Origin of the sequence: Microbulbifer sp. SAOS-129_SWC (assembly GCF_039696035.1) — a bacterium.
Classification (GTDB): domain Bacteria; phylum Pseudomonadota; class Gammaproteobacteria; order Pseudomonadales; family Cellvibrionaceae; genus Microbulbifer.
This window is the reverse complement of sequence record NZ_CP155567.1, coordinates 4,226,072-4,248,644: the sequence shown is the minus strand read 5'-3', so window position 1 is coordinate 4,248,644 and position 22,573 is coordinate 4,226,072. Positions and strand designations below refer to the sequence as shown.

General features: G+C 56.0%; 31 protein-coding genes. 8 read left to right on the top strand and 23 right to left on the bottom strand.

Features of this window, described 5'->3' with window-relative positions; all coding sequences use genetic code 11:
• Window positions 1-78 precede the first annotated feature (78 nt).
• The 3 genes from ABDK11_RS18030 (at window position 79) to ABDK11_RS18020 (ending at window position 1,683) form a co-directional block, all read left to right on the top strand.
• Complete coding sequence (locus tag ABDK11_RS18030) at window positions 79-798, top strand: SIMPL domain-containing protein (RefSeq protein ID WP_346837913.1); 720 nt, start codon at window positions 79-81, stop codon at window positions 796-798.
• Between the two features lie 10 nt (window positions 799-808).
• Complete coding sequence (locus ABDK11_RS18025; RefSeq protein ID WP_346837912.1) at window positions 809-1,117, top strand: hypothetical protein; 309 nt, start codon at window positions 809-811, stop codon at window positions 1,115-1,117.
• Between the two features lie 179 nt (window positions 1,118-1,296).
• On the top strand, window positions 1,297-1,683 hold the full coding sequence (locus ABDK11_RS18020; protein ID WP_346837911.1) for an STAS/SEC14 domain-containing protein: 387 nt from the start codon (window positions 1,297-1,299) through the stop codon (window positions 1,681-1,683).
• A 48-nt stretch (window positions 1,684-1,731) separates the two neighbouring features.
• Here the strand turns inward: ABDK11_RS18020 and ABDK11_RS18015 are convergent, their stop codons facing one another.
• From ABDK11_RS18015 to ABDK11_RS17960, 12 genes are all read right to left on the bottom strand, one after another.
• Window positions 1,732-3,741, bottom strand: a complete 2,010-nt coding sequence (locus ABDK11_RS18015) for a prolyl oligopeptidase family serine peptidase (RefSeq protein ID WP_346837910.1) — start codon at window positions 3,739-3,741, stop codon at window positions 1,732-1,734.
• A 282-nt stretch (window positions 3,742-4,023) separates the two neighbouring features.
• The gene (locus ABDK11_RS18010; protein WP_346837909.1) at window positions 4,024-4,383 is read right to left on the bottom strand and encodes a DUF1622 domain-containing protein; all 360 of its coding nucleotides are present in this window, start codon (window positions 4,381-4,383) and stop codon (window positions 4,024-4,026) included.
• Between the two features lie 92 nt (window positions 4,384-4,475).
• Complete coding sequence (locus ABDK11_RS18005; protein WP_346837908.1) at window positions 4,476-5,090, bottom strand: alpha/beta fold hydrolase; 615 nt, start codon at window positions 5,088-5,090, stop codon at window positions 4,476-4,478.
• Window positions 5,080-5,991: an MBL fold metallo-hydrolase gene (locus tag ABDK11_RS18000; RefSeq protein WP_346837907.1), complete on the bottom strand. Its 912-nt coding sequence runs from the start codon at window positions 5,989-5,991 to the stop codon at window positions 5,080-5,082. The genes ABDK11_RS18005 and ABDK11_RS18000 overlap by 11 nt, the downstream gene beginning before the upstream one ends.
• 49 nt (window positions 5,992-6,040) lie before the next feature.
• A complete protein-coding gene (locus ABDK11_RS17995) occupies window positions 6,041-6,682 on the bottom strand; it encodes a CDP-alcohol phosphatidyltransferase family protein (RefSeq protein WP_346837906.1) in 642 nt (213 codons plus the stop codon).
• A 3-nt stretch (window positions 6,683-6,685) separates the two neighbouring features.
• The gene (locus tag ABDK11_RS17990; RefSeq protein ID WP_346837905.1) at window positions 6,686-7,399 is read right to left on the bottom strand and encodes a hypothetical protein; all 714 of its coding nucleotides are present in this window, start codon (window positions 7,397-7,399) and stop codon (window positions 6,686-6,688) included.
• 66 nt (window positions 7,400-7,465) lie between these two features.
• The gene (locus ABDK11_RS17985) at window positions 7,466-7,780 is read right to left on the bottom strand and encodes a cupin domain-containing protein (RefSeq protein ID WP_346837904.1); all 315 of its coding nucleotides are present in this window, start codon (window positions 7,778-7,780) and stop codon (window positions 7,466-7,468) included.
• A 15-nt stretch (window positions 7,781-7,795) separates the two neighbouring features.
• Entirely contained in the window at window positions 7,796-9,298 is a 1,503-nt protein-coding gene (locus ABDK11_RS17980) for an ABC transporter permease subunit (RefSeq protein WP_346837903.1), read from the bottom strand.
• A complete protein-coding gene (locus tag ABDK11_RS17975) occupies window positions 9,295-9,972 on the bottom strand; it encodes an ATP-binding cassette domain-containing protein (RefSeq protein WP_346837902.1) in 678 nt (225 codons plus the stop codon). Before ABDK11_RS17975 ends, ABDK11_RS17980 begins: the two co-directional genes overlap by 4 nt.
• Entirely contained in the window at window positions 9,972-10,841 is an 870-nt protein-coding gene (locus ABDK11_RS17970) for a putative selenate ABC transporter substrate-binding protein (protein WP_346837901.1), read from the bottom strand. Before ABDK11_RS17970 ends, ABDK11_RS17975 begins: the two co-directional genes overlap by 1 nt.
• 105 nt (window positions 10,842-10,946) lie before the next feature.
• Window positions 10,947-11,486, bottom strand: a complete 540-nt coding sequence (locus tag ABDK11_RS17965) for an NAD(P)H-dependent oxidoreductase (RefSeq protein WP_346837900.1) — start codon at window positions 11,484-11,486, stop codon at window positions 10,947-10,949.
• A 25-nt stretch (window positions 11,487-11,511) separates the two neighbouring features.
• On the bottom strand, window positions 11,512-11,862 hold the full coding sequence (locus ABDK11_RS17960; protein ID WP_346837899.1) for a cupin domain-containing protein: 351 nt from the start codon (window positions 11,860-11,862) through the stop codon (window positions 11,512-11,514).
• 88 nt (window positions 11,863-11,950) lie between these two features.
• Here ABDK11_RS17960 and ABDK11_RS17955 point away from each other — a divergent pair, with 88 nt between their 5' ends.
• Window positions 11,951-12,721 carry a hypothetical protein gene (locus ABDK11_RS17955; RefSeq protein WP_346837898.1) on the top strand — a complete coding sequence of 257 codons (771 nt, stop codon included), beginning with the start codon at window positions 11,951-11,953 and terminating at the stop codon, window positions 12,719-12,721.
• Window positions 12,722-12,769: 48 nt separating this feature from the next.
• Window positions 12,770-13,270, top strand: a complete 501-nt coding sequence (locus ABDK11_RS17950) for a hypothetical protein (RefSeq protein ID WP_346837897.1) — start codon at window positions 12,770-12,772, stop codon at window positions 13,268-13,270.
• Between the two features lie 89 nt (window positions 13,271-13,359).
• Here the strand turns inward: ABDK11_RS17950 and ABDK11_RS17945 are convergent, their stop codons facing one another.
• The 7 genes from ABDK11_RS17945 to ABDK11_RS17915 all read right to left on the bottom strand — a co-directional run bounded on the left by ABDK11_RS17945 (window position 13,360) and on the right by ABDK11_RS17915 (window position 17,104).
• Window positions 13,360-13,887, bottom strand: coding sequence for a GNAT family N-acetyltransferase (locus tag ABDK11_RS17945; RefSeq protein ID WP_346837896.1), 528 nt, complete (start codon window positions 13,885-13,887; stop codon window positions 13,360-13,362).
• A gap of 103 nt (window positions 13,888-13,990) precedes the next feature.
• Window positions 13,991-14,368 (bottom strand): nuclear transport factor 2 family protein, encoded by a 378-nt coding sequence (locus ABDK11_RS17940; RefSeq protein ID WP_346837895.1) that lies wholly within the window; start codon window positions 14,366-14,368, stop codon window positions 13,991-13,993.
• Window positions 14,369-14,562: 194 nt separating this feature from the next.
• Window positions 14,563-14,910: a DUF3147 family protein gene (locus ABDK11_RS17935; RefSeq protein ID WP_346837894.1), complete on the bottom strand. Its 348-nt coding sequence runs from the start codon at window positions 14,908-14,910 to the stop codon at window positions 14,563-14,565.
• Between the two features lie 144 nt (window positions 14,911-15,054).
• The gene (locus ABDK11_RS17930) at window positions 15,055-15,627 is read right to left on the bottom strand and encodes a hypothetical protein (RefSeq protein ID WP_346837893.1); all 573 of its coding nucleotides are present in this window, start codon (window positions 15,625-15,627) and stop codon (window positions 15,055-15,057) included.
• A gap of 72 nt (window positions 15,628-15,699) precedes the next feature.
• A complete protein-coding gene (locus ABDK11_RS17925) occupies window positions 15,700-16,071 on the bottom strand; it encodes a VOC family protein (protein WP_346837892.1) in 372 nt (123 codons plus the stop codon).
• Window positions 16,072-16,241: 170 nt separating this feature from the next.
• Window positions 16,242-16,703, bottom strand: coding sequence for a hypothetical protein (locus ABDK11_RS17920; RefSeq protein WP_346837891.1), 462 nt, complete (start codon window positions 16,701-16,703; stop codon window positions 16,242-16,244).
• A 110-nt stretch (window positions 16,704-16,813) separates the two neighbouring features.
• Window positions 16,814-17,104 carry a helix-hairpin-helix domain-containing protein gene (locus ABDK11_RS17915; protein ID WP_346837890.1) on the bottom strand — a complete coding sequence of 97 codons (291 nt, stop codon included), beginning with the start codon at window positions 17,102-17,104 and terminating at the stop codon, window positions 16,814-16,816.
• Between the two features lie 108 nt (window positions 17,105-17,212).
• Here ABDK11_RS17915 and ABDK11_RS17910 point away from each other — a divergent pair, with 108 nt between their 5' ends.
• Both ABDK11_RS17910 and ABDK11_RS17905 read left to right on the top strand, forming a co-directional pair.
• Complete coding sequence (locus ABDK11_RS17910; protein ID WP_346837889.1) at window positions 17,213-17,530, top strand: transposase; 318 nt, start codon at window positions 17,213-17,215, stop codon at window positions 17,528-17,530.
• Window positions 17,524-18,396, top strand: coding sequence for an IS3 family transposase (locus ABDK11_RS17905; RefSeq protein WP_346837888.1), 873 nt, complete (start codon window positions 17,524-17,526; stop codon window positions 18,394-18,396). Before ABDK11_RS17910 ends, ABDK11_RS17905 begins: the two co-directional genes overlap by 7 nt.
• A 75-nt stretch (window positions 18,397-18,471) precedes the next feature.
• Here the strand turns inward: ABDK11_RS17905 and ABDK11_RS17900 are convergent, their stop codons facing one another.
• Entirely contained in the window at window positions 18,472-18,762 is a 291-nt protein-coding gene (locus ABDK11_RS17900) for a hypothetical protein (protein WP_346837887.1), read from the bottom strand.
• A 241-nt stretch (window positions 18,763-19,003) separates the two neighbouring features.
• Window positions 19,004-19,408: a hypothetical protein gene (locus ABDK11_RS17895; protein ID WP_346837886.1), complete on the bottom strand. Its 405-nt coding sequence runs from the start codon at window positions 19,406-19,408 to the stop codon at window positions 19,004-19,006.
• Window positions 19,409-19,729: 321 nt separating this feature from the next.
• On the opposite strand from ABDK11_RS17895, the gene ABDK11_RS17890 reads away from it, so the two are divergent.
• Window positions 19,730-20,140: a transposase gene (locus ABDK11_RS17890; RefSeq protein ID WP_346837885.1), complete on the top strand. Its 411-nt coding sequence runs from the start codon at window positions 19,730-19,732 to the stop codon at window positions 20,138-20,140.
• A 535-nt stretch (window positions 20,141-20,675) separates the two neighbouring features.
• On the opposite strand, the gene ABDK11_RS17885 is transcribed toward ABDK11_RS17890, so the two are convergent.
• Window positions 20,676-21,461, bottom strand: coding sequence for a CatB-related O-acetyltransferase (locus ABDK11_RS17885; protein WP_346837884.1), 786 nt, complete (start codon window positions 21,459-21,461; stop codon window positions 20,676-20,678).
• A 388-nt stretch (window positions 21,462-21,849) separates the two neighbouring features.
• On the bottom strand, window positions 21,850-22,179 hold the full coding sequence (locus tag ABDK11_RS17880) for a DDE-type integrase/transposase/recombinase (RefSeq protein ID WP_346840217.1): 330 nt from the start codon (window positions 22,177-22,179) through the stop codon (window positions 21,850-21,852).
• Window positions 22,180-22,573 lie beyond the last annotated feature (394 nt).

Sequence of the window (22,573 nt, the reverse complement as noted above, 5' to 3'; positions counted from 1 at the left end):
GACGACAATAACCGCACACTCATACGGCCACGCAAAGCGCCACGACTTTGCGCGGCGCCGCGGATGACGGAAACAGCGATGAAAGTACAAAACACCACCTCCGCCGCACTGCTCGGCGCCGGCATCCTGCTCGGCCTGGCCGCGCTCGGCTTCCTGCTTGGCAATGCGGTGGACAAGTTCAAGGGCTATGACCGGACTGTCACCGTCAAGGGGCTGGCCGAGCGCGAGGTGCCGGCGGATATCGTGATCTGGCCGATCCAGTTCACCACCGCCGGCAATGACCTGACAGTGCTGTACAAGGATATCGCCAGCAGCAGTGAGCGTATCGAGCAGTTTCTGCAGAATCAGGGCATCGGCAAGGACGAAATCACTGTCTCCATGCCGGGCGTTACCGACAAGTCGGCGCAGCAGTACGGCGGCGGCCCGCGGCCGGAGTTCCGCTACACGGCGCTGCAGACTGTGACCGTATATTCAAAAAAGGTCGATCTGGTGCGCGCCGCGATGAACAAGCTGTCCAGCCTCGGCAAGGAGGGCATCGCCTTCTCCGGCAACAGCTTCCGTGGCCAGACCGAATATATCTTCACCGGATTGAACCAGATCAAGCCGCAGATGGTCGAACAGGCCACCAACGCGGCGCGACAGGTTGCACAGAAATTTGCCGAGGACTCGGATAGTGTACTGGGCAAGATCAAGCGGGCCTCCCAGGGCCAGTTCAGTATCAGCGATCGCGACAAGAACAACCCGCATATCAAGAAGGTACGGGTAGTCTCCACCATCGAGTACTACCTGTCGGACTGAGGACATCAGAATGATCAGACTTTCCATCGCCGTGGGGCTCGCCGCCGCGGTCGGCCTGGCGGCCGAAGGCGTCGAAGCCAAGCCGAATAAGGAGCTGCCCCCGGGGCTGCAGAAGAAGGTTGAGCGCGGCGGCGAACTGCCCCCGGGCTGGCAGAAAAAGCTGCAGGTGGGTTCGGTGCTCGAACCGGATATCTACAGTCACGCGGTGGTGGTCAAGCCGGTGGACAGAAACGGCTACGTCACCGTGAGCATCGAGGGCGAAGTGGTGCGCCTGATTCAGGCCACCCATGAAATCGTCGATATCATCCGCAGCCACTGATTGCCGGGCCGCCGGATCGCCGGATCGCCGGATCGCCGCGGCCCATGCGGGCCCGCGGCACCAATCTCTTCCTCACCCTGCGCTCTTCTCTTCTACTCCACCAGCGATTGCTATCACCCGGATACCACCTTATAAAGGCGGTAGTTTTCCATTGATAGGACTGCCTGCAGGAGTTGCCCATGAGTGTTCAACGCCACGGCCTCTCCGTCGGCATGGAGCGCACCAACGGTGAATTTTTCCTCACGCTGCATGTGCGCGGCAAGCTGACCCACGAGGACTACCAGGCCCTGGTGCCGATGCTGGAATCCACCATCGCCGGGGTCGAGCACCCCAAAATCAACGTCTTCTTCGACGCCACCGAGCTGGAAGGGTGGGAGCCTCGTGCCGCGTGGGACGACATGAAGCTCGGCCTCAAACACGGCCGCGAGTTCAAACGCGTGGCGCTGGTGGGCAATCGCCGCTGGCAGGAGCTGTCCACCAAAGTCGGTTCCTGGTTTATCGGCGGTGAAGCGCGCTTCTTTGAAGATGCAGAGGAGGCCTTGGCCTGGTTAAACGGGCCCGATTAACCGGCGCCCGCCCAAGTAACTGCTTCCAGAGTAGCGTTGGGAAAAACGCTATTTTTCCAATCCGATAATTTTCAGTGGCGGCAGTTGTTCTGCCGCATCAATTCCCAGTACCTGCCGATAGAAAGACAGCTCTGCCTGCAGTGCGCGGATCTGGTTTTCCGACTTGCGGAAGCCGTGGGATTCCCCGGGGAACGCCAGGTAGGCGGTGGGGACACCCTGTGCTTCGAGTGCCTTGAAGATCATCTCTGACTGGTTGGGTGGTACGACCGGATCGTCCTCGCCCTGTAACAGCAGCAGTGGTTTGGTGAACCCTTGCAGATGGTGGATGGGTGAACGTTCGCGGTAGGTTTCCTTGTCCTGCGGGTAGGGGCCGATCAGGTTATCCATATAGCGCGATTCGAACTTGTGGGTGTCCTGCGCCAGTGCTTCCAGATCGCTGATCCCATAGTAACTGGCACCGGTGGCAAAGGTATCGTGGAAGGCGTGCGCGGCCAGCGCGGTAAAGCCACCGGCACTGCCACCGCGGATGATCAGTTGGTCCGGGTCTGCCAGGCCGGAGTCCGCCGCCCATTTGGCCGCGGCGATGGCATCTTCTACATCGGCTTCGCCCCACTGTCCGTAGAGAGAGCGGCGGTACGCGCGGCCAAAACCGGTGCTGCCGCGGTAATTCAACTTCAGCATGGCGAAGCCGCGGCTGGTCCAGAACAGCTCACTGCGGCTGAATGTCGGGCTGCTGACCGCGGTCGGCCCGCCGTGTACGGTGACGATCAGTGGCGGCGCCTCGCCTTCCGGGGCCCGCACTTGCGGATTGGTGGGGGGCAGGTAGATGCCGTGGGTGGTGGCACCACCGGCGGTTGGGAAGCTCACCAGCTGGTATTGCGGGATCCACGCCGCACTCACACCGGCATCGCCGGCGGTGCGAATGACTTTGTGCTGATCCCCACTCAGGTTCACCCGCACCAGTTCGGGCGGACGGTCGGTAAGGCCCGCGATCATAAACAGCTGCTTCCCTTCGGGGAGCAGGTTGCTGAACGTAACGCCCTGCACCGGAAGCTTTGTGCTGCGGTTATTGGCCGGGTCAATCAGCATGACTGTCTCGGTGCCGCCGTGCCTGACTGCGGCGACGATGCGACCATCCTCGAGGAGGCGATAATAGTGGCCTCCCAGTGTCCAGGCCGGCCCGCCGAGCTCGCTCTCTTTGAACTCCGGCTGCAGCGGGGTGAAATCCTGGCCGTTGACGCGGTAGAGCTTCCACCAGTTATCCCGGTCAGAGATGGCATACAGCTGGTGGCCGGGCCCCCACTGCGGGTCAACGACAGACTCCTCGCGGTCGGGATTGTGATTGACCAGCTGCTGCAACTGACCGTTGTCCGCGAATTCTGCCGACCACAGGCTGGTATTGTCCCAGGGCATATTCGGGTGGTTCCAGCTGACAAACGCCAGCGCCTTACCGTCTGGCGACAGGCTCGGGGCGGAGACAAAATCGCTGTCCTGGAAGAGCAGGCTGCGTTTGCGTTGCGAGTCCAGCGGCAGCGCCACCAGCGCATTGGTGGGCTCGCCCTCCGCCCGGTGATCCTCCTGGACACAGACAAGGCGCTGGCGCGACCGGTCCAATTGGCAGGCCGCATAGCGCAGTCCGGGTTCGCTGGTAAAAGCGACCGGCTTCTGCCCGGGCTTAAACCGGTAGAGCTGCTGATCCTTGAAGTTACTGAAGAATATTTCCCCGTTCGCCACGGTATAGGAGCGGCCGCCATACTCCTGCACGCGTGTGCGCACATTCCACGGCGCGGCAAGTAGCTCCTCGGGCTGGGTGCCGGCTTTCCAGCGCATCAGGGTGATTCGTCCACCTTCCTCCGGGCGCGACTCAGCCCAGTAAAGATAACCGTTGTCGAAGGACACGCTTCCCAGCGCGCGGCTGCCGGCAATCGCAGACTCGGCGGAAACCGGCGATGGCCAGCTACCGTAGGGCAGTGTCCGGGTTTGACTGCCGGTGGGCGCGTCCGGCGCGCGCTCGCAGGCGCACAGGCAAACTGCCATGATCAGGAAGAGAATGCGCATGGTTGATCCTTATTCTTCTGTTGCTCCGTCGAGCCAGGCAGGGGCGCTCGTTCGGAGATGGAGAGGACAATAAACCGAAACTTCTTACGTTTTGCAAACTGCCGGCTTAATTGCAACGGACGTGAGCGGACTGGCCCCTATCGTCTCGAAAAAAGCGTCCGGTGGATACGTTCATCCGTTGGTGGTGGCCAGACTCATCGGCGCCGGTACCGAGGCGCGCTAGGAGTTGAGGAGGGGGGAGGCTCTGAAGAACCGGGTACCAGCGTTTTGCCACTATGTCACTCAATTGTTGGAAGTGCCTTTGCGCCGCCAGGGGATTCTTTCTTCGACTTCGAAGCTCAGCATGACACTCAGGAAGGCCCGGATCAGCACAATCAGGGCGAGGATGCCCACATTCTCGAGAGAGTCGGATACGACCACCGTGCGGATGATGTCGCCGGCGATCAGGAATTCCAGGCCGAGAATGATCGCGCGGCCGAGGTCCTGGCGGTATTTGCGGTAGGCCTGCCCCGGCTCCAGCTGCCGGTAGCTGCGCACAAACTGCTGCGTGGTCACGATAGAGCCGATCAGGACCACGGCGACGCCGAAAGACTCAATGGCGTAGCCGGTCACTTTGATAATGTTGAGGAAATCCTGCTCCATGGCATCCGCCGACCATTGCTTGCGCTTACCTGTATATAGCCTATCGCCGTGAGTTCGCGCGCGATGCCGGTGGTTGCGACGGAGCGGTGAGTTTATGCGCCGTCGACGGGGCGGTCCAAAGCTGCGGCCAGTTCGTCGCCGACGATGGAGATCACCCGCGCGTCCAGCGGTACCCAGCGGTGCAGCTTCACCGGTATCTGGTAGGTCGCGCCCAGCGGCAGGCGTGAACTGGTATGCGGCACGATGGTCACGTCGTACGGGGTCCAGAGTGATACCGGCTGCAGCGGCGCCAGGTTGTGGATATCCCGGTTCAGCGCGGCCAGGAAACGGCTGCCAATACGCAGCTGGCGGCCACCGGCATACGGCAGGAAGTTGGCCCACAGGCTGCCGTAGTGCGGGCTGGAGAGGGTGATGAACTTGTGCACCCGCGCCATGCCGTCACGGGCCTGCAGGTAGTGCCGCGCCACGATGCCGCCCATACTGAAACCGACCAGGGCAAAGGTGTGCCCGGTTTCGATCAGCGCCTCGATCTGGCTCTGCAGCTGGTAAGAGAGGTACTCCATGCCGTGCCAGCCGGAGTTGTACTGCAGGTGGATATAGTGCGCATTGAAGCCGCGCTCATTCAGCGCACGCCGCATCCTGTGCATGGAATAGCCGCGATCGAAGATGCCGGGCACCAGCAGCACGGTTTTGCTCTTATCGGGCATGCGAAGCCGTGTCCTTACGCAGGTTGAAATAGGACATGTCCGTCAATGTGCGGTAGACCCCCGCCACATTGAGCGGCAGCCACTCGTCGTACATTTTCAGGTCACTGAATTGCGGCAGGCGGATTTCTGCCTGCAGTGTCTGTAGCGATTTGCCGGCCAGCATACCGTCACGCACCGCGTTGTAGAGTGCCTCTAGGTAAGCCAGGTAACGCTTCACATCCGCGCGGCTGCCGGTATCGGCGTGGCCGCCGATAAACAGGTCGAAGGGCGCGCCGGCGAGTACCTCGCGGGTGGAGCGGATCATGCCGTGGATATCGTAGCCGGGCAGATCCTTGTAGGGCATGCGGCCGACAACAATCCAGTCCACCACATAGAGCACGTTGGCGGGCATAAAGCGCATGCTCACAGAGCCGCGGCCGTTGTTCGGTCCGTAATAGCGCAGGGTAACGTGGCTGTTGCCCAAGTTTATCGTCAGCTGGTCGCGAAAGGTTACATCCGGCAGGGCAGTGGGCACCCGGGTCCAGGCCAGATCCTCGGCGGCATACTCCTGCGCCACAACTGTGGTGCCGCTGTCTGCCAGTTCCCTACCGCCGAGGGTGTGGTCCACATGGTTGTGGCTGTAAGCCAGGTAGCGGATCGGTTGCCGGAAGCGCCGTTGCAGCTCGGCCCGCAGCCAGCGGGCCGCGTCGGGATTGATCGGGTCGGTGACGAAGATGCCTGCGTCGGTGACCATAAATACCGAGCGATAATGGCCGGCACTGAAGCGGTAGACGTTGTCTTTCATCTGCTCGATACGGTAGTCGGGCGCATCCTGAGCCAGTGCCGGGAACGGCAACAGCAGGGTGAGCGCCAGGGCGAGCAATTGGAACAGTGCAGGGCGTGGCGTTGAGGCAGTCATCATGGCGGTGTAGATTCCGGCTGCGGTTGGCGTCATTTTAGTAGCGCGCGTGTCAGCCGCGGTGCGAATCAGCGCGGCGGGATGCGCGGCGCAGTGCCAGGGCGATGCCGAGGTGTTTGACGTCGCAGGTCCAGCGCGGCAGCACCAGTGACATTGCCAGCGCCTCCAGCTGTGCCACGCACCCGATCGCCAGTGATGCCCACAGTACCCAGTACACCTGTCCGAAACCGAGCAGCAGGATCGCCACCGGGATCAGTGACACCCCGAACGCGCGCATACTGTGGGCGTGGTAACTGGCGGCCCTGCCGAATTTGCTCCAGTCGATTATCCGTCGCATCAGATCCAGCGCCATCACCAGGACAATGCCGGGCCAGTGTGCGGCGATGATCTGCGGTTCCGCGAGCCAGAAGGCCGCCAGGCAGGCAAAGGTGTAAATCGAGTCGACGATACTGTCCGCGCGGCGCAATCCCGCCGAGCTGGTGCCCCAGCGGCGCGCCAGCTTGCCATCGTAAATATCCGAGACGATGGCCAGCAGGAACTGGACCATCCATAACCAGCGCGGCCAGTCGGGCAGCACGAGTAGAATGGCCAGCGGCGCCAGCAACAGGCGCAGGGCCACCAGCAGGCGCGGAACCGTCCAGCGGTAACCGGTGGTGGCGGGCGGTGGAGGTGTAGCCTCGACTGAACCCTGCATAATTCAGTCGGCCTCCTCGCCGACAAACCTGATCCCGAGCAGCTCGGCACAACGCTCGCCATAGCGGCAGGCCCGCGGGTACTGGTCGGGACCGAAAAAGTTTTCCAGATGCATATTGATATTGAAGAAGATCGCGGCGGTGGCGACGTGCCTGCCGACCAGGTTTACGCTGCAGTAGACCTGTGTATCGGAGCCGCTTGAATTCGAGTGCCTGAGGATCGCAATACGATCAAAGTGCGCCAGCGGTATCGCCTCGCGCCAGTTGAACCACAGCCAGCGCTTGCTCCTGACCACCTGCCGCTTGTGCAGATCGATATAGCGGTGGGACTGGGCCGCCAGCGTCCACAGCCCCACCACCAACAGCAGGCCGCCGCCCACCAGCAGCACCGCGGAGGACTTTCGGTAGCCGCTCAGCAGTATCGCCAGGCCGAACACCAGCGGGAATATCGCCACCAGCTTGGGGACCATATTGGTAGCCGGCTGGTAAATGCGGTTTTCTTCCAGGCCGCGGATAGGGGGTTCTTCCACCGTGCGTTGTGCGTCCGGGAGGAGGCGTTTCAACAGCCGTTGGGCAACCGCGAGCGGCAGGGCGGCGATCAGCAGGCAATACCACAGGAAGTTGTCACCGGCGCGGTGTAGGGAAAAGTACACCGCGGATGGGACCAGCGCCAGCGTCAGCGCCAGTAGCGCCAGGTTTCTCTTCGTCTCTGCCTGCATGGGGATCCGGGTTTCTTATTACTTTTTCGCCATGGTAGCAGTGCCGCGCGGCAGTGAAAAACGGCGCTAGCGGTAGAACACCGCCAGCCAGATGGTGGGCCGCTGTGGATCGGTCCAGCTGACACGGTGGCGGCGGTGGGCGGGGATATTGAGGTGATCGCCGCTGCCGAGCTGTACTTTGCTGCCGTCGTCGAAGGTCAGCTCTGCACTGCCCTGCAATACCGCCACCCATTCGTGTTCGTCCTGGTCGTACCAGCCGGACTCGGGTGATGACTGCCCATTGGAAACGATGCGCTCGATCCGCACACTGGCGCTGCGCACGATATCCTCGAAGACCTCGTCGTCGAGATTCCGCGGCAGGTCGGCAAGGAGGTTGGGCATCGGGAATCCCCCGTTTCAGCTCGTGATTGGTGCCACCACCGCGCGGACCGCCGCCACCGGCGGGCGCAGTTGCCGGCGCAGCCGCTGCGATACCTGGTCGGCGGCCAGTGTCAGAGCGGCGCTGGCGGCGATCAGGATCAGCGCCGCGTCGAAATGCATAAACTGGAAGGCCGAGTCGATATAAAAGCCCAGCGTCGGAATGCCCAGTACCCCCAGCATCGCTGTCTCGCGGATGATGATTTCCCAGCGGTAGAAGCAGTAGGCCAGGAAGCGCTGGTACAGCGTGGGCACGTAATGATAGGCGAAACGGCTGAGGCTGGGCGCCGGAAATGCCGGCGCCGGTACTTCATCGCTGTGCTTGCCCAGCAGATGGCCGATGATGGCGCCGTTGTGCAGGGTCATGGCAATGATCGCCGGCAGCATCGACGGCCCCAGCACGATCAGGCCGATAAAATTCAGCAGGTAGTCCGGCAGTGAGCGCAGCAACAGCAGCAGACCGTCGCCGAGGCGCCGCCCGGCACCGCTGACAAAGTGCGAGGAGTTCAGCGTGGAGCCGAGCAGGGCAAAGGTGCCCGTCAGCACCAGTGCAATCTGTGCCAGCAGTGCGGTGTTCCACACCCCGGTGACCACCTGCTCCCCCAGCCACTGTGCCCAGTGCAGGGTCTTTTCCAGTGGCCAGTCGCTGCGCAGCGGCGCCGGGATGCAGTCGTGCAGGAACTGCCCCAGGCCGCTGACCCCCGCCGGTGATGAGATGGGTTTGGCGATAAACGCCGCCGGTACCAATAGCCACAGCAATCTGGCGCGGAACCAGAAGCGCAGCGAATAGATCAGCGCCAATAGGGTCAGCAGCAGCGCGCTGGCCGCCGAGTACTCGCCGGTCCTGAGCGCCGTCTCCAGGTGAAACCCCAGTGTCGGCAGGCCGATAAAGCCGAGCACCACCGACGAGCGGATGGCGCACTCCATGCGGTAGCCGGTGTAGTGGCGCATCGCGTGCAGCGCCAGTGGCAGGCGTGTGTAAAAGAACTCGCTGAGCGTTGTGCGCCCGGCTGCGCGCAGCGCGCGCGACGGTGCCGCATCCACTTCCTCCAGCTGCTCGCCGTAGACCTTGGCCATGGTGCCGGCAAACGGCAACGCGATGGCGAGTACGCCGGTGAGCGTGGAAATGCCGAATACCTGGATAAACAGCAGCGCCCAGAACACCTCGTGCACCGAGCGCAGGCAGGCGGCCACGAGACGCACGCGGGCACGCTGGTAAAACACCGCCATCGCGAAACCGCCGATCGCGGCCAGTACCACGCCCTGCAGGGAAAACGTCAGCGTGTAGAGCACGGCATCCAGCCACTGGTGCCAGTCGGGGATGCGCGGTGTCAGCAGCCCGTGCGCCATCAGCCACAGCTCGTGGCCGGGGCTGCGAGTGGTGATCTGGATATCGGCAAAGGCCACGCACAGCAGTGCCGCCAGAGCAAAATAGAAGGTGAGTTTGCGCAGGCTGCGCGCTTCGCCGAGGAAACCGATCATCGGTACAGCTGCGCGAGCGCGGCGTCGTCCACCTTTTCGGCGGCGCAGTCGAACAGCAGGGCACCGTCGCGCAGGCCGATAATACGATTGCACAGTCGCTGCGCCAGCCCGGCGTCGTGCAGCGCCACCACCGCGGTGTCGTGGCGCTCCAGCAGCAGCGCCAGCACCTGCTCGCCTTGCTGCGGATCCAGTGCCGCCACCGGCTCATCGGCCAGCAGCACCGGCTTGCGCTGGTAGAGGGCGCGCGCCACGGCCACGCGCTGTTGCTGGCCGCCGGACAGCGCATCCGCCTTGTTCCACAGCAATTCGGCAATGCCGAGCGGTTCTGCAAGTGCCGCGATCTCCGCGCGAAAGCGCGGCGACGGCAGCAGCAGGTTCTTCAGGTTGGTGAGCGCCGAGTGGCGTTGCAGCGCGCCGGCGTAGATATTGTGAAAGGCCTTCAGCTGCGGCACCAGCGAGGCCTGCTGCGGGCACCAGCTGCTGGTATGCGCCAGCTGCCGGCGCAGGTGGTGCAACAGCGTGCTCTTGCCGGCACCGCTCCTGCCCAGCAGCGCGATGCGGTCACCGGTACGAATACTCAGTTGGTCGATCGCCAGCGCCAGCCGCTCGGCCCCGCGGCGATCGCCACTGGGGTAGGTGAGCCGGCAGTGGCGCAGCTCGAGCAGGTCGCCCATCAGAAATCGTTGAGCAGGCCGATATCGGTCGCCGTCTGCTCGATCGCCTTGTAGGTGTTGTTACTGGCGGGCACGAACTTGCTGCGCGGGAAAGTATCCAGGATTTTCTTGTCGTGCAGCTCGAGCAGCGCCTTGGTCAGCTTCGCCTTGAAGCCGGCACCAAACTGCTTGTCCACATCGCCGCGCACGGTCCACTGGTAGTCGGCGTAGGTGGGGGTGGTCCAGATCACCGACACCAGGCTGGTATCCACCTTGCCGTCGGCAACGGCCTTGTCCCACACCGAGTAGTTCACCGCGCCGACATCGTAGGCGCCGGACTGCACCAGCGCGATGGTGCGGCTGTGGTCGCCGCTGAAACCCACGCGGGAGAAGACCTTCTTCGGTGCCTCGCCGAACGTCTGGCGAATATAGAATTCCGGCATCAGGCGCCCGGAAGTGGACCCCTTGGAGCCGAATGTGAACGAGTGTCCGGCGATGGCCTTGGGCAGCGTGTCACCGGCTTTGATGCCGGTGCTCTTGTGGGCGATGAAGTAGCTCTTGAACAGCTGGTCCTCGTAGCCCTGGGCGATGGCCTCCGAACCGGGCACCGCGCGGCGCGCCTGTACACCGGACAGGCCGCCGAACCAGGCCAGCTGCACCTGGTTGTTGCGGAAGGCGGTGATCGCCGCCGGGTAGCTCTTCACCGGAATGTATTTCACATCCACCTGCAGCTCCTCCGACAGGTAGTCGGCCACCTGGCTGAATCGGCGCACCAGCTCGGCTTCGTTCTGGTCGGGAATGGCGGTGAAGGTGAATTGCGGGCGCTGGGCGTCTGCGGCATGGCTGCACACAGACACCAACAGAGCCAGTAATGCGGTTAAATAGCGCATCGGAAAGGCCTTTTGGGATAGGGAATTGAATTTGGCCTGCTTTTTATCCCAACTGGCCGGCTTTTACAACTGAACCGGCGCGGCCGTCCCCATCGAGCGTGGGTCTCAGCCGCTCTGCAGCGTGCGGATAGCCGCGGCAAACGCCTGCAGGCCGCGGCACAGTTGCTCCGCGCAGAGACTATCGGTGGCGATGGTTGCGCTGTCGAGACCACTGCCGAGCAGTGGAATCGACACGAATGCTTCCTCGAACAGCGTGCCGGACATGGTCGCGAGCACCTCCTTCAGCGCGTCCAGCGCATGGTGCGCGCGCGGCGAGGTATTGATCAGCATGATCGGTTTGGACGGAAATTCCGTACCGCTCACCAGCCAATCCAGCGCATTCTTCATCGGCCCGCTGATTCCGTGCGCGTATTCCGGGCTGGCGATCACCAGCCCGTCGCAAAGCGCCAGATCGGCTTTAAGCTCCGCGACTGCGGCGATCGCCTCGTCTTCCCGGTCCGGGTTGAACAGCGGCAGGCCACCGATATCACCCACGCGGATATCGATAGCCGCCGGCGCCAGTAGCTGCAGTGCGCGCAGCGCGGCGCTGTTATAGGAATCCCGGCGCAGGCTGCCGGACAGCGCGAGCATTTTTAGTTGTTTCATTGGCTGTGTCTGTTGTCGCGCTAAATTATTTGAGGCTGGCCTGAAGAATCAGCAGTTCTATCGGCCGGTCGCTGTCGTTTTGCAGGCCGTGTGTCCCACCGGGCCGGTTCAGGACCATATCGCCGCGGCCAACGCGCTGCTCACGGCCGTCGGTGGTCATCAGGCCCTCGCCGTCGAGGAGAATGTACATCTCTTCGTCCTCGCCGTGCTCGTGCAATCCCATCGAGCTGCCCGGCGGCATGATTACGCGCAGGGCAAAGTCCCAGGCACCGCTGAAATCGGCGCGGCGAAATACCTTCTGTACCTCAATAGCGCCCTCACCGCCATGGCTGTGCTCGGCAGTTTCACGCTCGCAGTGTAAAAAATTCCTGATCAAGATTCCGTTCCCAGTTTTTGTCCTGACTATCGAGGGATAGTGACACAACTTGCTGAATCGGTCACGAGTAGGAAATAATGACGGCGGCATGCAGGATGTGCGCGCCGGTGCTGGGCGCATGGCCACTGACACCATGGAGGAACTAGTGATAAAACAAAAAAAACGTAATTTCGCTCCGGCGAGCCTTTTTCTGGGAGCTTTGCTGTCGCTGCCGAGCGCCAGCCTCTACGCGGATACTGCGCTCAAAAGTCGATTCGGCTTCACCATCAAAATGCCTGATGCCGAGTGGTTCGTTATTGGGCCGAAAGAGGCGCGTGCAGCGGGTACGGGTGCATCAGCAGCGTCGGCAAAGGCCTCATCTAAAGACGTTTCGGGTATAGCCAGGATCACGGATCAGGAATTGCTGCAGCGACTCTTCAAGCAGGTTAACTCTCAATACATTGAGTTTTTCTATGACGGAAAGTACGCGGGAACCCCGCTTAAAAACAATATAAGCCTGCAGGTGAGCAAGCCGATTATTCTGCATTCTGTTGATGAGGCTAAAAAGATCTCGGAAGAGAAATGCAATGTCCTGCCCCAGGAAGTCAAAAGTACGTTTGGGCAGGATCCGATGATGCACTCCTGTAAGCTCATCCCGGTGAATGGTCGCGCGGTATTTCATCACTCCTATACCCTGCCGTCGCAGGGCGCCACGCTCATTAGCGACGAGGTTCCTGTGAGTAAAAAATATTCCGTACTGCTATCCGGGGCGTCAATAAACGGTGCTGGAGGTCTTCGCAGGCTTCGTGCCGGGCAGAGAGCTCTGCTGGATGCGCTGACCAGATTCCTGAATGAAAAGCAGCTGCCTGCCAAGAAGTAGCACGCTTAAATTTATATTATTAACTAATAATTTATCGGGTTAACAATAATGTTGAGCAAAAAAATATTCGTGTTTATCGCAGTCTTTGTGCTGGCTGCGTGCGCGGCGTTCCCCGTCTACGAATTTAATCCTGAACAGGATTTCACTTATCTTAAGTTTGAGGTGGAGGGGCTGAAGCAGGGCGAAGATGTCCCGTGGGGCTATATGGACTTGACCGTATCGCGCTGCCTCACTGATTATATGGGTGAGATCGACCTTGCGCAGGGTAAGGCAACCGTCAAGATTTCTACTTTGCAGCCTTTCTATGGTTCTTTTTCGGTCTATTACGGCGATAAAAACGCAGATCGCTACCTTTCCTTCCTTCCCAAGGAAGATCGGGACTACAAGCTCGTTTATGCCGATAATGACGATCACTATGCGCTGAAACTGTTCTCCTCCGCCAAGGGGGCCAACCAGTTCAGCCGTCGTGAACCCCTGCTTTTTGGTATCGACTACTTTGCCCAGTGCAGCGATACCCCCAGAACAACCACACCCGCCGCCAGCAGCTGATGCCGCTATGACACAGGGATGTGTCAGTGCGCTCACCTCTCCATGCCGCAGGCTGCTCCCCTGAAAATGTGGCGGGCGTGCCAGCGGTGTCAGTGACTGCTGTTGGGATTGAGCAGTGACGTCAGCACATGGTCTTCCCAGCGGCCGTTAATCAACAGGTACTTGCTTGCCAGTCCCTCCTGCTCGAAGCCCAGGGTTTGCAGCAGTTGTCCGGACCTTTCATTGCGCGGAATATAGTTGGCCATAATGCGGTGTAATCGCAGTTCTTCGAAGGCGTAATGGATAGCATGAAGACAGATCGCCTTCATCCACCCCTGCCCCTGGTAACTCAGGTCCACCGCATAACCCATATGGCAGGCTTGAAACGCACCGCGGACGATATTGGTCAGTGAGCAGACACCGATGGTGGCGCCAGTGTGGGGATCGAATCCGGCAAAGTATGCCGCGCGGCCCTCGGCCTGTTCCCGCTCGCGTTCGCGCAGACGCGCCTCCCAGGCCGATACGCTGTGATAACCCTCGGGACGCAAAGGTTCCCACGGCTGCAGATGCCCGGCATTGCTGGTGTAAAAGCGGGCCAGTGCCGCTGCATCGCGTTGGTGGGGTTGTCTTATTAACATTGTGCATTACCAGTGGTTGCCACGGTGGATCGAAACCTGATGGATCAGCCAGTGGACGGCGGTATCATCGGCAGTTGCGACGAGACCCATATTACCGTGGCGGCTAAAACATGCCCAGGTCGTTGGGCGAGTCTGTGGGTATCTCCTGCCCCAGATCCCACATTTCCACAATTTGTCCGCATTCGAATCGCAGGATATGGACAACGGCATACTCCACCGGGACTGCCGCACGTTTCAGGTGTGAATAAACTGCCACGCGTACCCCGGAATCAATGACCTGCTTGATGGTAAACGACTTGTTTGGCTCCGCCTCGGCGCTTTGTTCCATAGCTAGAAGCAGGGACTCGCGATCGCTCGGAAAATAGGCATTGTGGTGTTGGAAATGTTTGGCCACATAACGATCATAGGCCTCGCGAACATTGCCTGCCGCGACCATCGATAGAAATTTGGTTGCTAACTCTGCATTGCCTGTTTCTGCCATTTTTTCTCCACAGGAACAATATGCGCTCTCACTGATGATTGGAAAGCCTGGGGATAACATCAATGTTCCGCATTCTGTATTAATAGCTTGTGAATAACTGCTAAAAAGTCGCCAATGTGCTGAATAACTCCAGTAAGGCTGCTTTCGCGTTCCTTATGGTGAACGCATCCACCGCTCACTTCCGAACGCCTATCTTATAGTTTCACTCCGAAATGATTCAGCGCAGCAATCATGGCGAAGTAGCTGACAACCGTTGCCGCAATTGCAGTAAAGAGGCTCAAGTAAAAGCCCCAACCCATTTTCAGGAAAACGGGTAATAGAACGAATAAAACCAGGGAAGGCAGTACCAGCCAAAAGACACTGGTCGATAAGGCACTGATCTTTGCGATATCCCGGGTGTCAATGTATAGCCAGAGCATGGCCAGTACCGAAACCAGGGGCACAGAGGCCAAAACCGCACCGATTAATGAGCTCCGTTTGGACACCTCGGAAATGGCGACGACCAGAAGCGCAGTAACAAATATCTTGAAAAAATAATACATAAGTATGTTGTAACTCTGTCTATTATCCGGGGATTGCGCCGGCTCGGATGCTATGCATCGGTCTTGTGGGTAACTTTGAAAAAAGACACACGGTAGCAATTGTAGATAATTTGAGCATTTTCCGCATTGATACACGGCGAGCTATCAGCGCCATTCGATGACTCCAAGCAGCGTTAGAGCCGGGAGTAGGATCAACACCAGTGAAAAAATATAGATGCCGACCTGATCCCTGGAAAGCCCCGTGCGAAGATATGCAATCTGTGGATTGTCTGGGTTTACAAACAGCTTGGTCCCATAATAAAAGTTTGCAATCCTGCCGAGATATTCACGCGCTGCCTGCGACGTGGAACAAATTTCTTTAAGGTGCAGGTTCAGGTTATCTTCAGAGGTGATGGAAAAATCCTGACCTTGAAATTGATAGTTGATGCGGAAAAAAGGTATGTACTTGTCTGACACACCGGCCGGATCCTGGCGCAAGGTTATATTCGTGCCGGATACACGATAGCGACAAGGTTTCCATCCTGCACTCACGAATGAAACATACATTTCTTTTGTTGCCCGCGCGTGAATCCATAACCCTGCGGAGATCACGGATAGATTGAAAGCGATCTTTAGTGGGTGAGCATTCAAAATGTAATAGAGTACGCCCAGTAGCGCTATCGTCACCAGGAGCGCGAGGCCCAACTTATGTCGAAGTTCCACTTTCATATGTTTCATGGTTCTGGTACCACATGGCGCAGGGTTTGGAGCGCTGTGGAAAATTGGGCCGTGAACACTACCGCGGAGAATTTATAAGGTAGCGGGCTGGTGGCAAACCACCTCGATATTGTGCCCGTCCGGATCGATGACGAATGCGGCGAAGTAGTTCGCGTGATACTGCGAGCGCAGCCCCGGCGCGCCATTATCCGTACCGCCCGCTTCCAGTGCTGCGCGATGGAACGCCTCGACCTGCCGGTGATTTTCGGCCATGAAAGCCAGGTGCAAATGCGCTGGCTGCTCCTCGGTTTCGAACAGGCAAAGTGAGGACCGGCCGTCCGCGCTGAGCTCGATACCGAGCTCTCCCTCCAGCACAACAGCGATGCCGAGTGGCTCTAGCGCCTTGAGATAGAATGCTTTGCTAGCGGCATAATCGCTGACTCCGAATACGACGTGATCAAACATGATTGCTCCTCAATTATTTTGATACTCATGATGCAAATCCATCTTAAGCCAAATCTGGCTATACAGGGTGCCTATCGTTTATGGGTGACCTGCGAAGTTGACGCCGTGCTGAGATCTGTGAGGCAGAGGAAAGCCTCTCTTAGATCCGCAGGGACAACTACAGCCGCTGGTTAACGCTGTGCTCTGTCAATGGGAAAGATGTCATTCCCGTCATTCAGTTGCTCAGGGAGACCGTAGATTATGTCTACGCTGCTCAAGCCAGTCTCACCCTTGGGGAATTCTAACTTCCCATTCTTTATTTCTGGCTTTTGAACACCATAGTATTGCGCTATCTCTTTTTTATGTTTATCGAAAAAAATAAGCCGATTTGTAATTCGGCTACATTCCGAAAGCCCCCAGTCGGTGGATAAGTAGGTTGCATAGACTGTCTTCCCTCTAGACTTGAGGTGCCCTAAATAGAAAAACTTCTCAGTTCCAAACTCACCATCCTGCCAAGCGCCGTTATCGATTGATTTAGTCGCTTCATACAACTCAGACGCCGTTGGTTCACTACCATAGACTTGACGCTGTGACTGATCACAGCTTGAGTAAGCAATGCCCGGTAGCAGTAAGAACAAAAATACGAATCTCATTCTAAGTTTCCTTTAACGCTCAGCGAAGGGAGTGACGCTGTGACCCCAGACCCGTGAAGCAATTGATAGAGCGCGGAGAAAGCTTGCGTGACTTTCTAGGTATGCTGGCTTTACTTTGGCCCGAGAGCATTTTTACGCTCCGATGTATATACCCACCAGGGCCTGGCCTCATCGCCGCCCATAAAGCGAGTAATTGATATAAACACATCAATTACGCAAGGATCATGTTTCTGGCCAGTCGCACTGCAGAGCTCCTCGTACATTTGGTATGGGTCGCGTCCCACAAGATCTTCCGGGCTCGTGATGCCAAGTAATTTCAGGTCAGAAGCGCCGGCCTTGCCAATATTAGGGAGGTCGGTCAACTTCGTGGTTTTTCTGCGATCAGCTTTATCTGGATTCATGGATTACCTAATGCAACGCGCAGCGGCGGAAGGGTGAGTGTAGCGTTTTGGTTCCAACTTCCCCACCAAAAGTAGACACCTCATTACCAACTAAAGAGGTGCTTGATTATGAGCAAGAAGCGTAAGAACAAATACAACCACTACACCGAAGACTTCCGCCGAGAAGCAGTACGTCGATCTGAAGATCCCAACGTAAGCGCAGCGGAAGTAGCCAAAGATCTTGGTATACACCCCGGGCAGATATACAACTGGCGCCGCCAGTACAAGCGGCTGTCGGAGAAGCAATTCAATAGTATGAATGGGGTGGACTATTCAATGGAAGAAAGTGAAGAGATCCGTAAGCTAAGGCGGCAGGTGAGCGATCTTAAAGAAGAGAATGAATTCTTAAAAAAGGCGACGGCGTACTTCAGCAGAGACAAATGGTGAGGTACGCCTTTATCGATTCTCTTCGCGGTGTGTACGCGATCTCCAAGATGTGCCGCTGGTCAAAGGTTAGCCGATCTGGTTACTACAAGTGGCGGAGGCGTGCTCCTAGTGCCAGGGACGTGAGGAAGCTGGAAGCGGAGCGCCTCTTGGTTAACCTATTTTCCCGCTTCAAGTCTCGTTATGGCTCTCCCAGGATGACAGTAGAGCTCAACGAGAGCGGACTGCCGATTAGCGAGAACACAGTTGCAAAACTGATGGCAAAACAAGGACTTAAGGCAAGGAACGGTAAGGGTTACAAATACTTTCCCAACGTGCTGGCCAACAATAATGTCAGCGATAACCTGCTGAGACGTCGATTTCAGGCCAGCAAGCCCGATGAAAAATGGGTGTCCGATATCACTTACATAAAAGTTGAAAAGGGTTTTGTGTATCTTGCGGTGATTATGGACTTATTCTCACGTAAAATAGTCGGCTGGTCGCTCGATTCCACGATGACCAATCAGCTGATCATCGATGCCTTCGAGATGGCCGTCGCTTCACGTAAAGTAGAACCTGGCTTGATTTTACATTCAGATCGAGGCGTCCAGTATCGCTCCGGTGAGTACCAGGCGCTATTGCTCAATGAAGGGATCAGGCCTAGCATGAGCCGTAAGGGCAATTGCTGGGATAATGCAGCGATGGAATCATTTTTCGCGCGCTTCAAAGTGGAAGCGCTCTATGCCGAAGATGTCACGACGAAGAAAGAAGCATATTCCTGCGTCTTTGATTATATCGAGCTTTTCTACAACAGCCACCGTCGACACAGTACTTTGGGATATAAGAGCCCAAATGCATTCGAGCAGGATCATCATCGGATGTGTGCCTAAGTAGTGTCTACTTTTGGTGGGGAAGATCAGGTTGTCACAGCGACCACCGGGAGCGCCTGCTGTGGATTGTTAGATTTAGTTGGCACGATCACTCTCAGACAAACGACGGAGTTCTTTCAGCCGCTCTCGAATTGATTCTTTTTCCCCAAGACTATCTTCTTTAGATGATTCGAGATTATTTAGAATGTCAATTGATTTCTTATAATACTTCATATCTTTCGCAGTGCTAGAGTGATATTCCCGCAGTTTCTTTGCGCGAGATAAAAACTTCACTGCATTTTCCCTCGTCTCGGAAGATATAGGGCGCTGAAGTAAATCATTCAAACTTACTACTGTTGCATCAATATATGCATCATAAGAATGCATAAGAGCGTCTATACCTTTGTAGTAATATAGGTCTATGGCATTTAACGCATCTTGCCCCTTATGGAGCATATTCTCTAATATTTCAGAATATTCATCTTCAGCTTTCTGAGCGCAGATTTTAGTTACTATTGCTAGTTCCTCTTCGCAAGACTACCGTGAAAATCATAATCCTGGTAGAAGAGTTGAAACAAAAGGTATTAGTAAAATTGTTTTGTTCATGAGTAATTTAAACTCTAACACTTCACTCAGTCGGCACATCAGCGATCGGCAGCAGTTTCTTGTTAAATGGAATCCTGCACCAGGCAAGTAACTCCTGAGCGGATGCTTCCTCGGCCCCGCCCAATTCCCCGGCCTTTTTCCAGAGAGCAGGAGCTGCCTCCATGAGGGCATCTGGACACTGAGAGGTATCTGCCGCCCGCCCAAGCTTGATTAGGAACTGGATATGATAATAGAAGAAGTCAGCTTCTTTCTCTGACACAGCAACCTGGACGACACTCTCTATGGCCTTATATGCCTCAAAAGGCTCACTCCGACTAAGAATAGACTCACATAGATTCTCAAAGAACCACTCGTCGTCTGACTCGTATCGTCGAAGTCTGTCCATCTGAGCTTTGTATTCGCTAAAGACCATGCTGCTCCGATCCATTTAACACTCGTTGCAGGGGCCGCAGACGCGAAGCGTAGGCCGTCCCACAGAAGCCGCTCCAGGAATTGAAGTAAGCTGCCTACGCTTGTCTGGTGTACATGCTCTTCTAAACGGGCAAAATTGAGGTCCAACTCTGGCTACAACCAGAGGCCTTTTATGCGGTGGTTCGATGCCTGTCTGGCTCCTCTATCGAGAAACAGTTAACAAGTTGGAGCATCGCATAGACTCAAAGTAACAACTCGAATAGTCATCAGGGCCCCGAGATTCGATAGCAATAAAGAGTTAATTTATCAATGAAATCTTCGCAGCACAATGAATTCAATGTCGGAATTGGCGCCGAAAAAGAGCTCGATATTTTTTGTTCGTTCCATCGGTGAATATTTTACTGCAAGCAATGATGCGAAGGCAGTGCGCGAAGCGATCAGGCGTATCAAGGTACAGGAGCCAACACGTATCGTCATTGAAGCCACTGGTCGTATGGAGGAAATCTTCGTGTTCGATGTTGCCAGACAGGGTTTGAGCGTTATCGTCGCCAATCCGCTTCACTTGCGACGGTTTGCTGGCTCCATTGGGCAACTAGCGAAAACACACAAAATTGATAGCCAGTTAATTACACATTTTGGCGGCAGCATAAAGTCGGGGCAAACCAGCATAACACCAGAAAATAGCCGGAAAATTAGTGATTTACTGGTTCGTAACCGACAGGCGGTGGAGATGCAGGCAATAGAGTAAACCGCCTATCCCCCATGCCTAAAGAGCTGCCCACCAACATTAAAGTCATACTCAAAATGCCAAAATCGCTGATCGAAAAGTTTGACGAGACCTTTATGACAAGATTTCCCAAACCGATGAGTGGAAAGAAAAAACATATACTTTAAAGTATACCGGGCATTGGTAAGGTTATGGCCTGCGCACTGCCCGACTTGGGAACCCTGAACAACAAAGAGAGAGCTGCACCAGTCGGTGTGGCACTCATCAACCGCGAGAGTGGCCGCTATCCAGGTCTGAACCGAATACACGGCGGGCGGTATCAAATACACAGTGATGCTCATGGCGATGATGTCGACGATCCAGTGCAACAAGAAATTTATAGCCTGCTACGAGCGCCTCAGGGCCGCCGGCAGGCGGCCGAAATTTGCTCTGCTAGCATGCATGCGTAAAATGATTGTCATCCTAAAAACCATGGTACGCAATGGGGCTAGCTGAGAAGGAAATATGGCCTAAAAGGTCGGCTTGAGGCCATTGTCACCTGTTATATGTACATTCCTTACGCATGCGCTAGAAATGGTTTTAGATTTTTTATGTCAACAACGTTCGGTCTATATGGCTCAGCTTTGCCGGATTCGATAGAGCGAACTGCTTTAATAATAAATTCTTGGATGTCGACATCGGCATTGTCTGACAATATCGTTTTAACCTTATAGTCCCACCACTGCAATTGACATAACTGCTCTACAATTTCATTGGAAAAGCGATACCGAATCACTTTGGCCGGCACGCCACCAACAATTGAGTAGGGCGGTACATCTTTAGTTATCAATGCTTTTGCTGCAAGAATAGCTCCATTACCAATTGTTACCCCTCTAGCAATAGAAACATCTTCACCAATCCACACATCGTTACCAATCGTTACGCCCAATTGATTTTTAGGTTCGGTGTTTCTTACCTGAAAATTAGATAAGTCAGGGTTATCTTCAAAAAATTTCAGACTGGTAATAGCTTGCTTGTCGTAGGTGATTGATGATGTTGTAAACCTGGTGATTGGGTGATCGATACCCAACACGCTGACTCTGGCTCCGATGGAGCAATAGCGACCAACCTTTGTGTCCAAAGGCAATGGGCTCCTCGAAAAAGAGAATGAACCCATTGAGAATAAAATGCTCCCATTAATGTAATTGCAATAAGGCTCAATGACACCATCTGCAGGAAATGCTAGTTGTTCATTAGGTCTAAAGCGCCCTTGCATTTTACAAGTTCCAAATGGCGTAAAGTACACGCGGTTCTGGTTAAAGTAGGCTAGCAGCTCGTTGCTGACGGGGATTCTGTATTTCAACTAAGTTGTCCTATAATATGCTAGTTTTAGCCATGATTTTTTAAATTGTCTTATATTCATAAAATGAGCGAAGGCCACATTCAAATATACTGAAATGGCTTCCGAATAGATTCTCTATTCAAGCGCCATCATGAGGCATTTAATCTCTAATTGATCGGGTGAAAATCTCATTTCTCTATTGTGATCCTCCCCGCCAAAAGTAGACACTGTTTAGGCGCACATACAATGATAATCTTGCTCGAATGCGTTTGGGCTCTTGTAGCCTAAAGTACTGTGTCGACGGTGGCTGTTGTAGAAACGCTCGATATAGTCAAAGATGCAGGAATACGCTTCCTGCTTCTTCGTAACATCTTCTGTATAGAGCACCTCTACTTTGAAGCGCGAAAAATTACTCCATCACTGCATTATCCCAGCACTTGCCTTTACAGCTCATGCTCGGCCTGATCCCTTTGTCAAGCAATAGCGCCGGGTGCTCCCCAGGGCGATACCGGACGCCTCGATCTGAATGTAGAATCAGGCCTGGCTCTACCTTACATGAAGCTCCTGCCATCTCGATGGCATCGATGATCAGCTGGTTGGTCATTGTGGCATCGAGCAACCAGCCAACAATTTTACGTGATAATAAGTCCATAATCACCGCAAGATACACAAAACCCCTTTCAACTTTGATGTAAGTAATATCGGACATCCACTTTTCATTGGGCTTGCTGCCTGAAATCGGCGTCTCAGCAGATTATCGCTCACCTTATTGTTGGCCAGTACGTCGGGGAAGTATTTGTGACCTTTACCGTTCCTTGCCTCAAGTCCTTGCTTTGCCATCAGTTTTGCAACTGTATTCTCGCTAGTCGGCAATCCGCTCTCGTTGAGCTTGACTGTCATCCTGGGGGGGCATAGCGAGACTTGAATCAAGAAAAACAGGTTAATCAGAGTCGTTCCGCTTCCAGCTTCCTGGCGTCCCTGGTGCTGGGAGCACGCCTACGCCACTTGTAGTAACCAGAGCGGCTAACCTTTGACCAACGATACATCTTTGAGATCGCGTACTCACCCCTGGGAGAATCGATAAAAACGTGCTTTACCAGTTGTCTCTGCTGAAGTTCGCCGTTGCCTTTTTA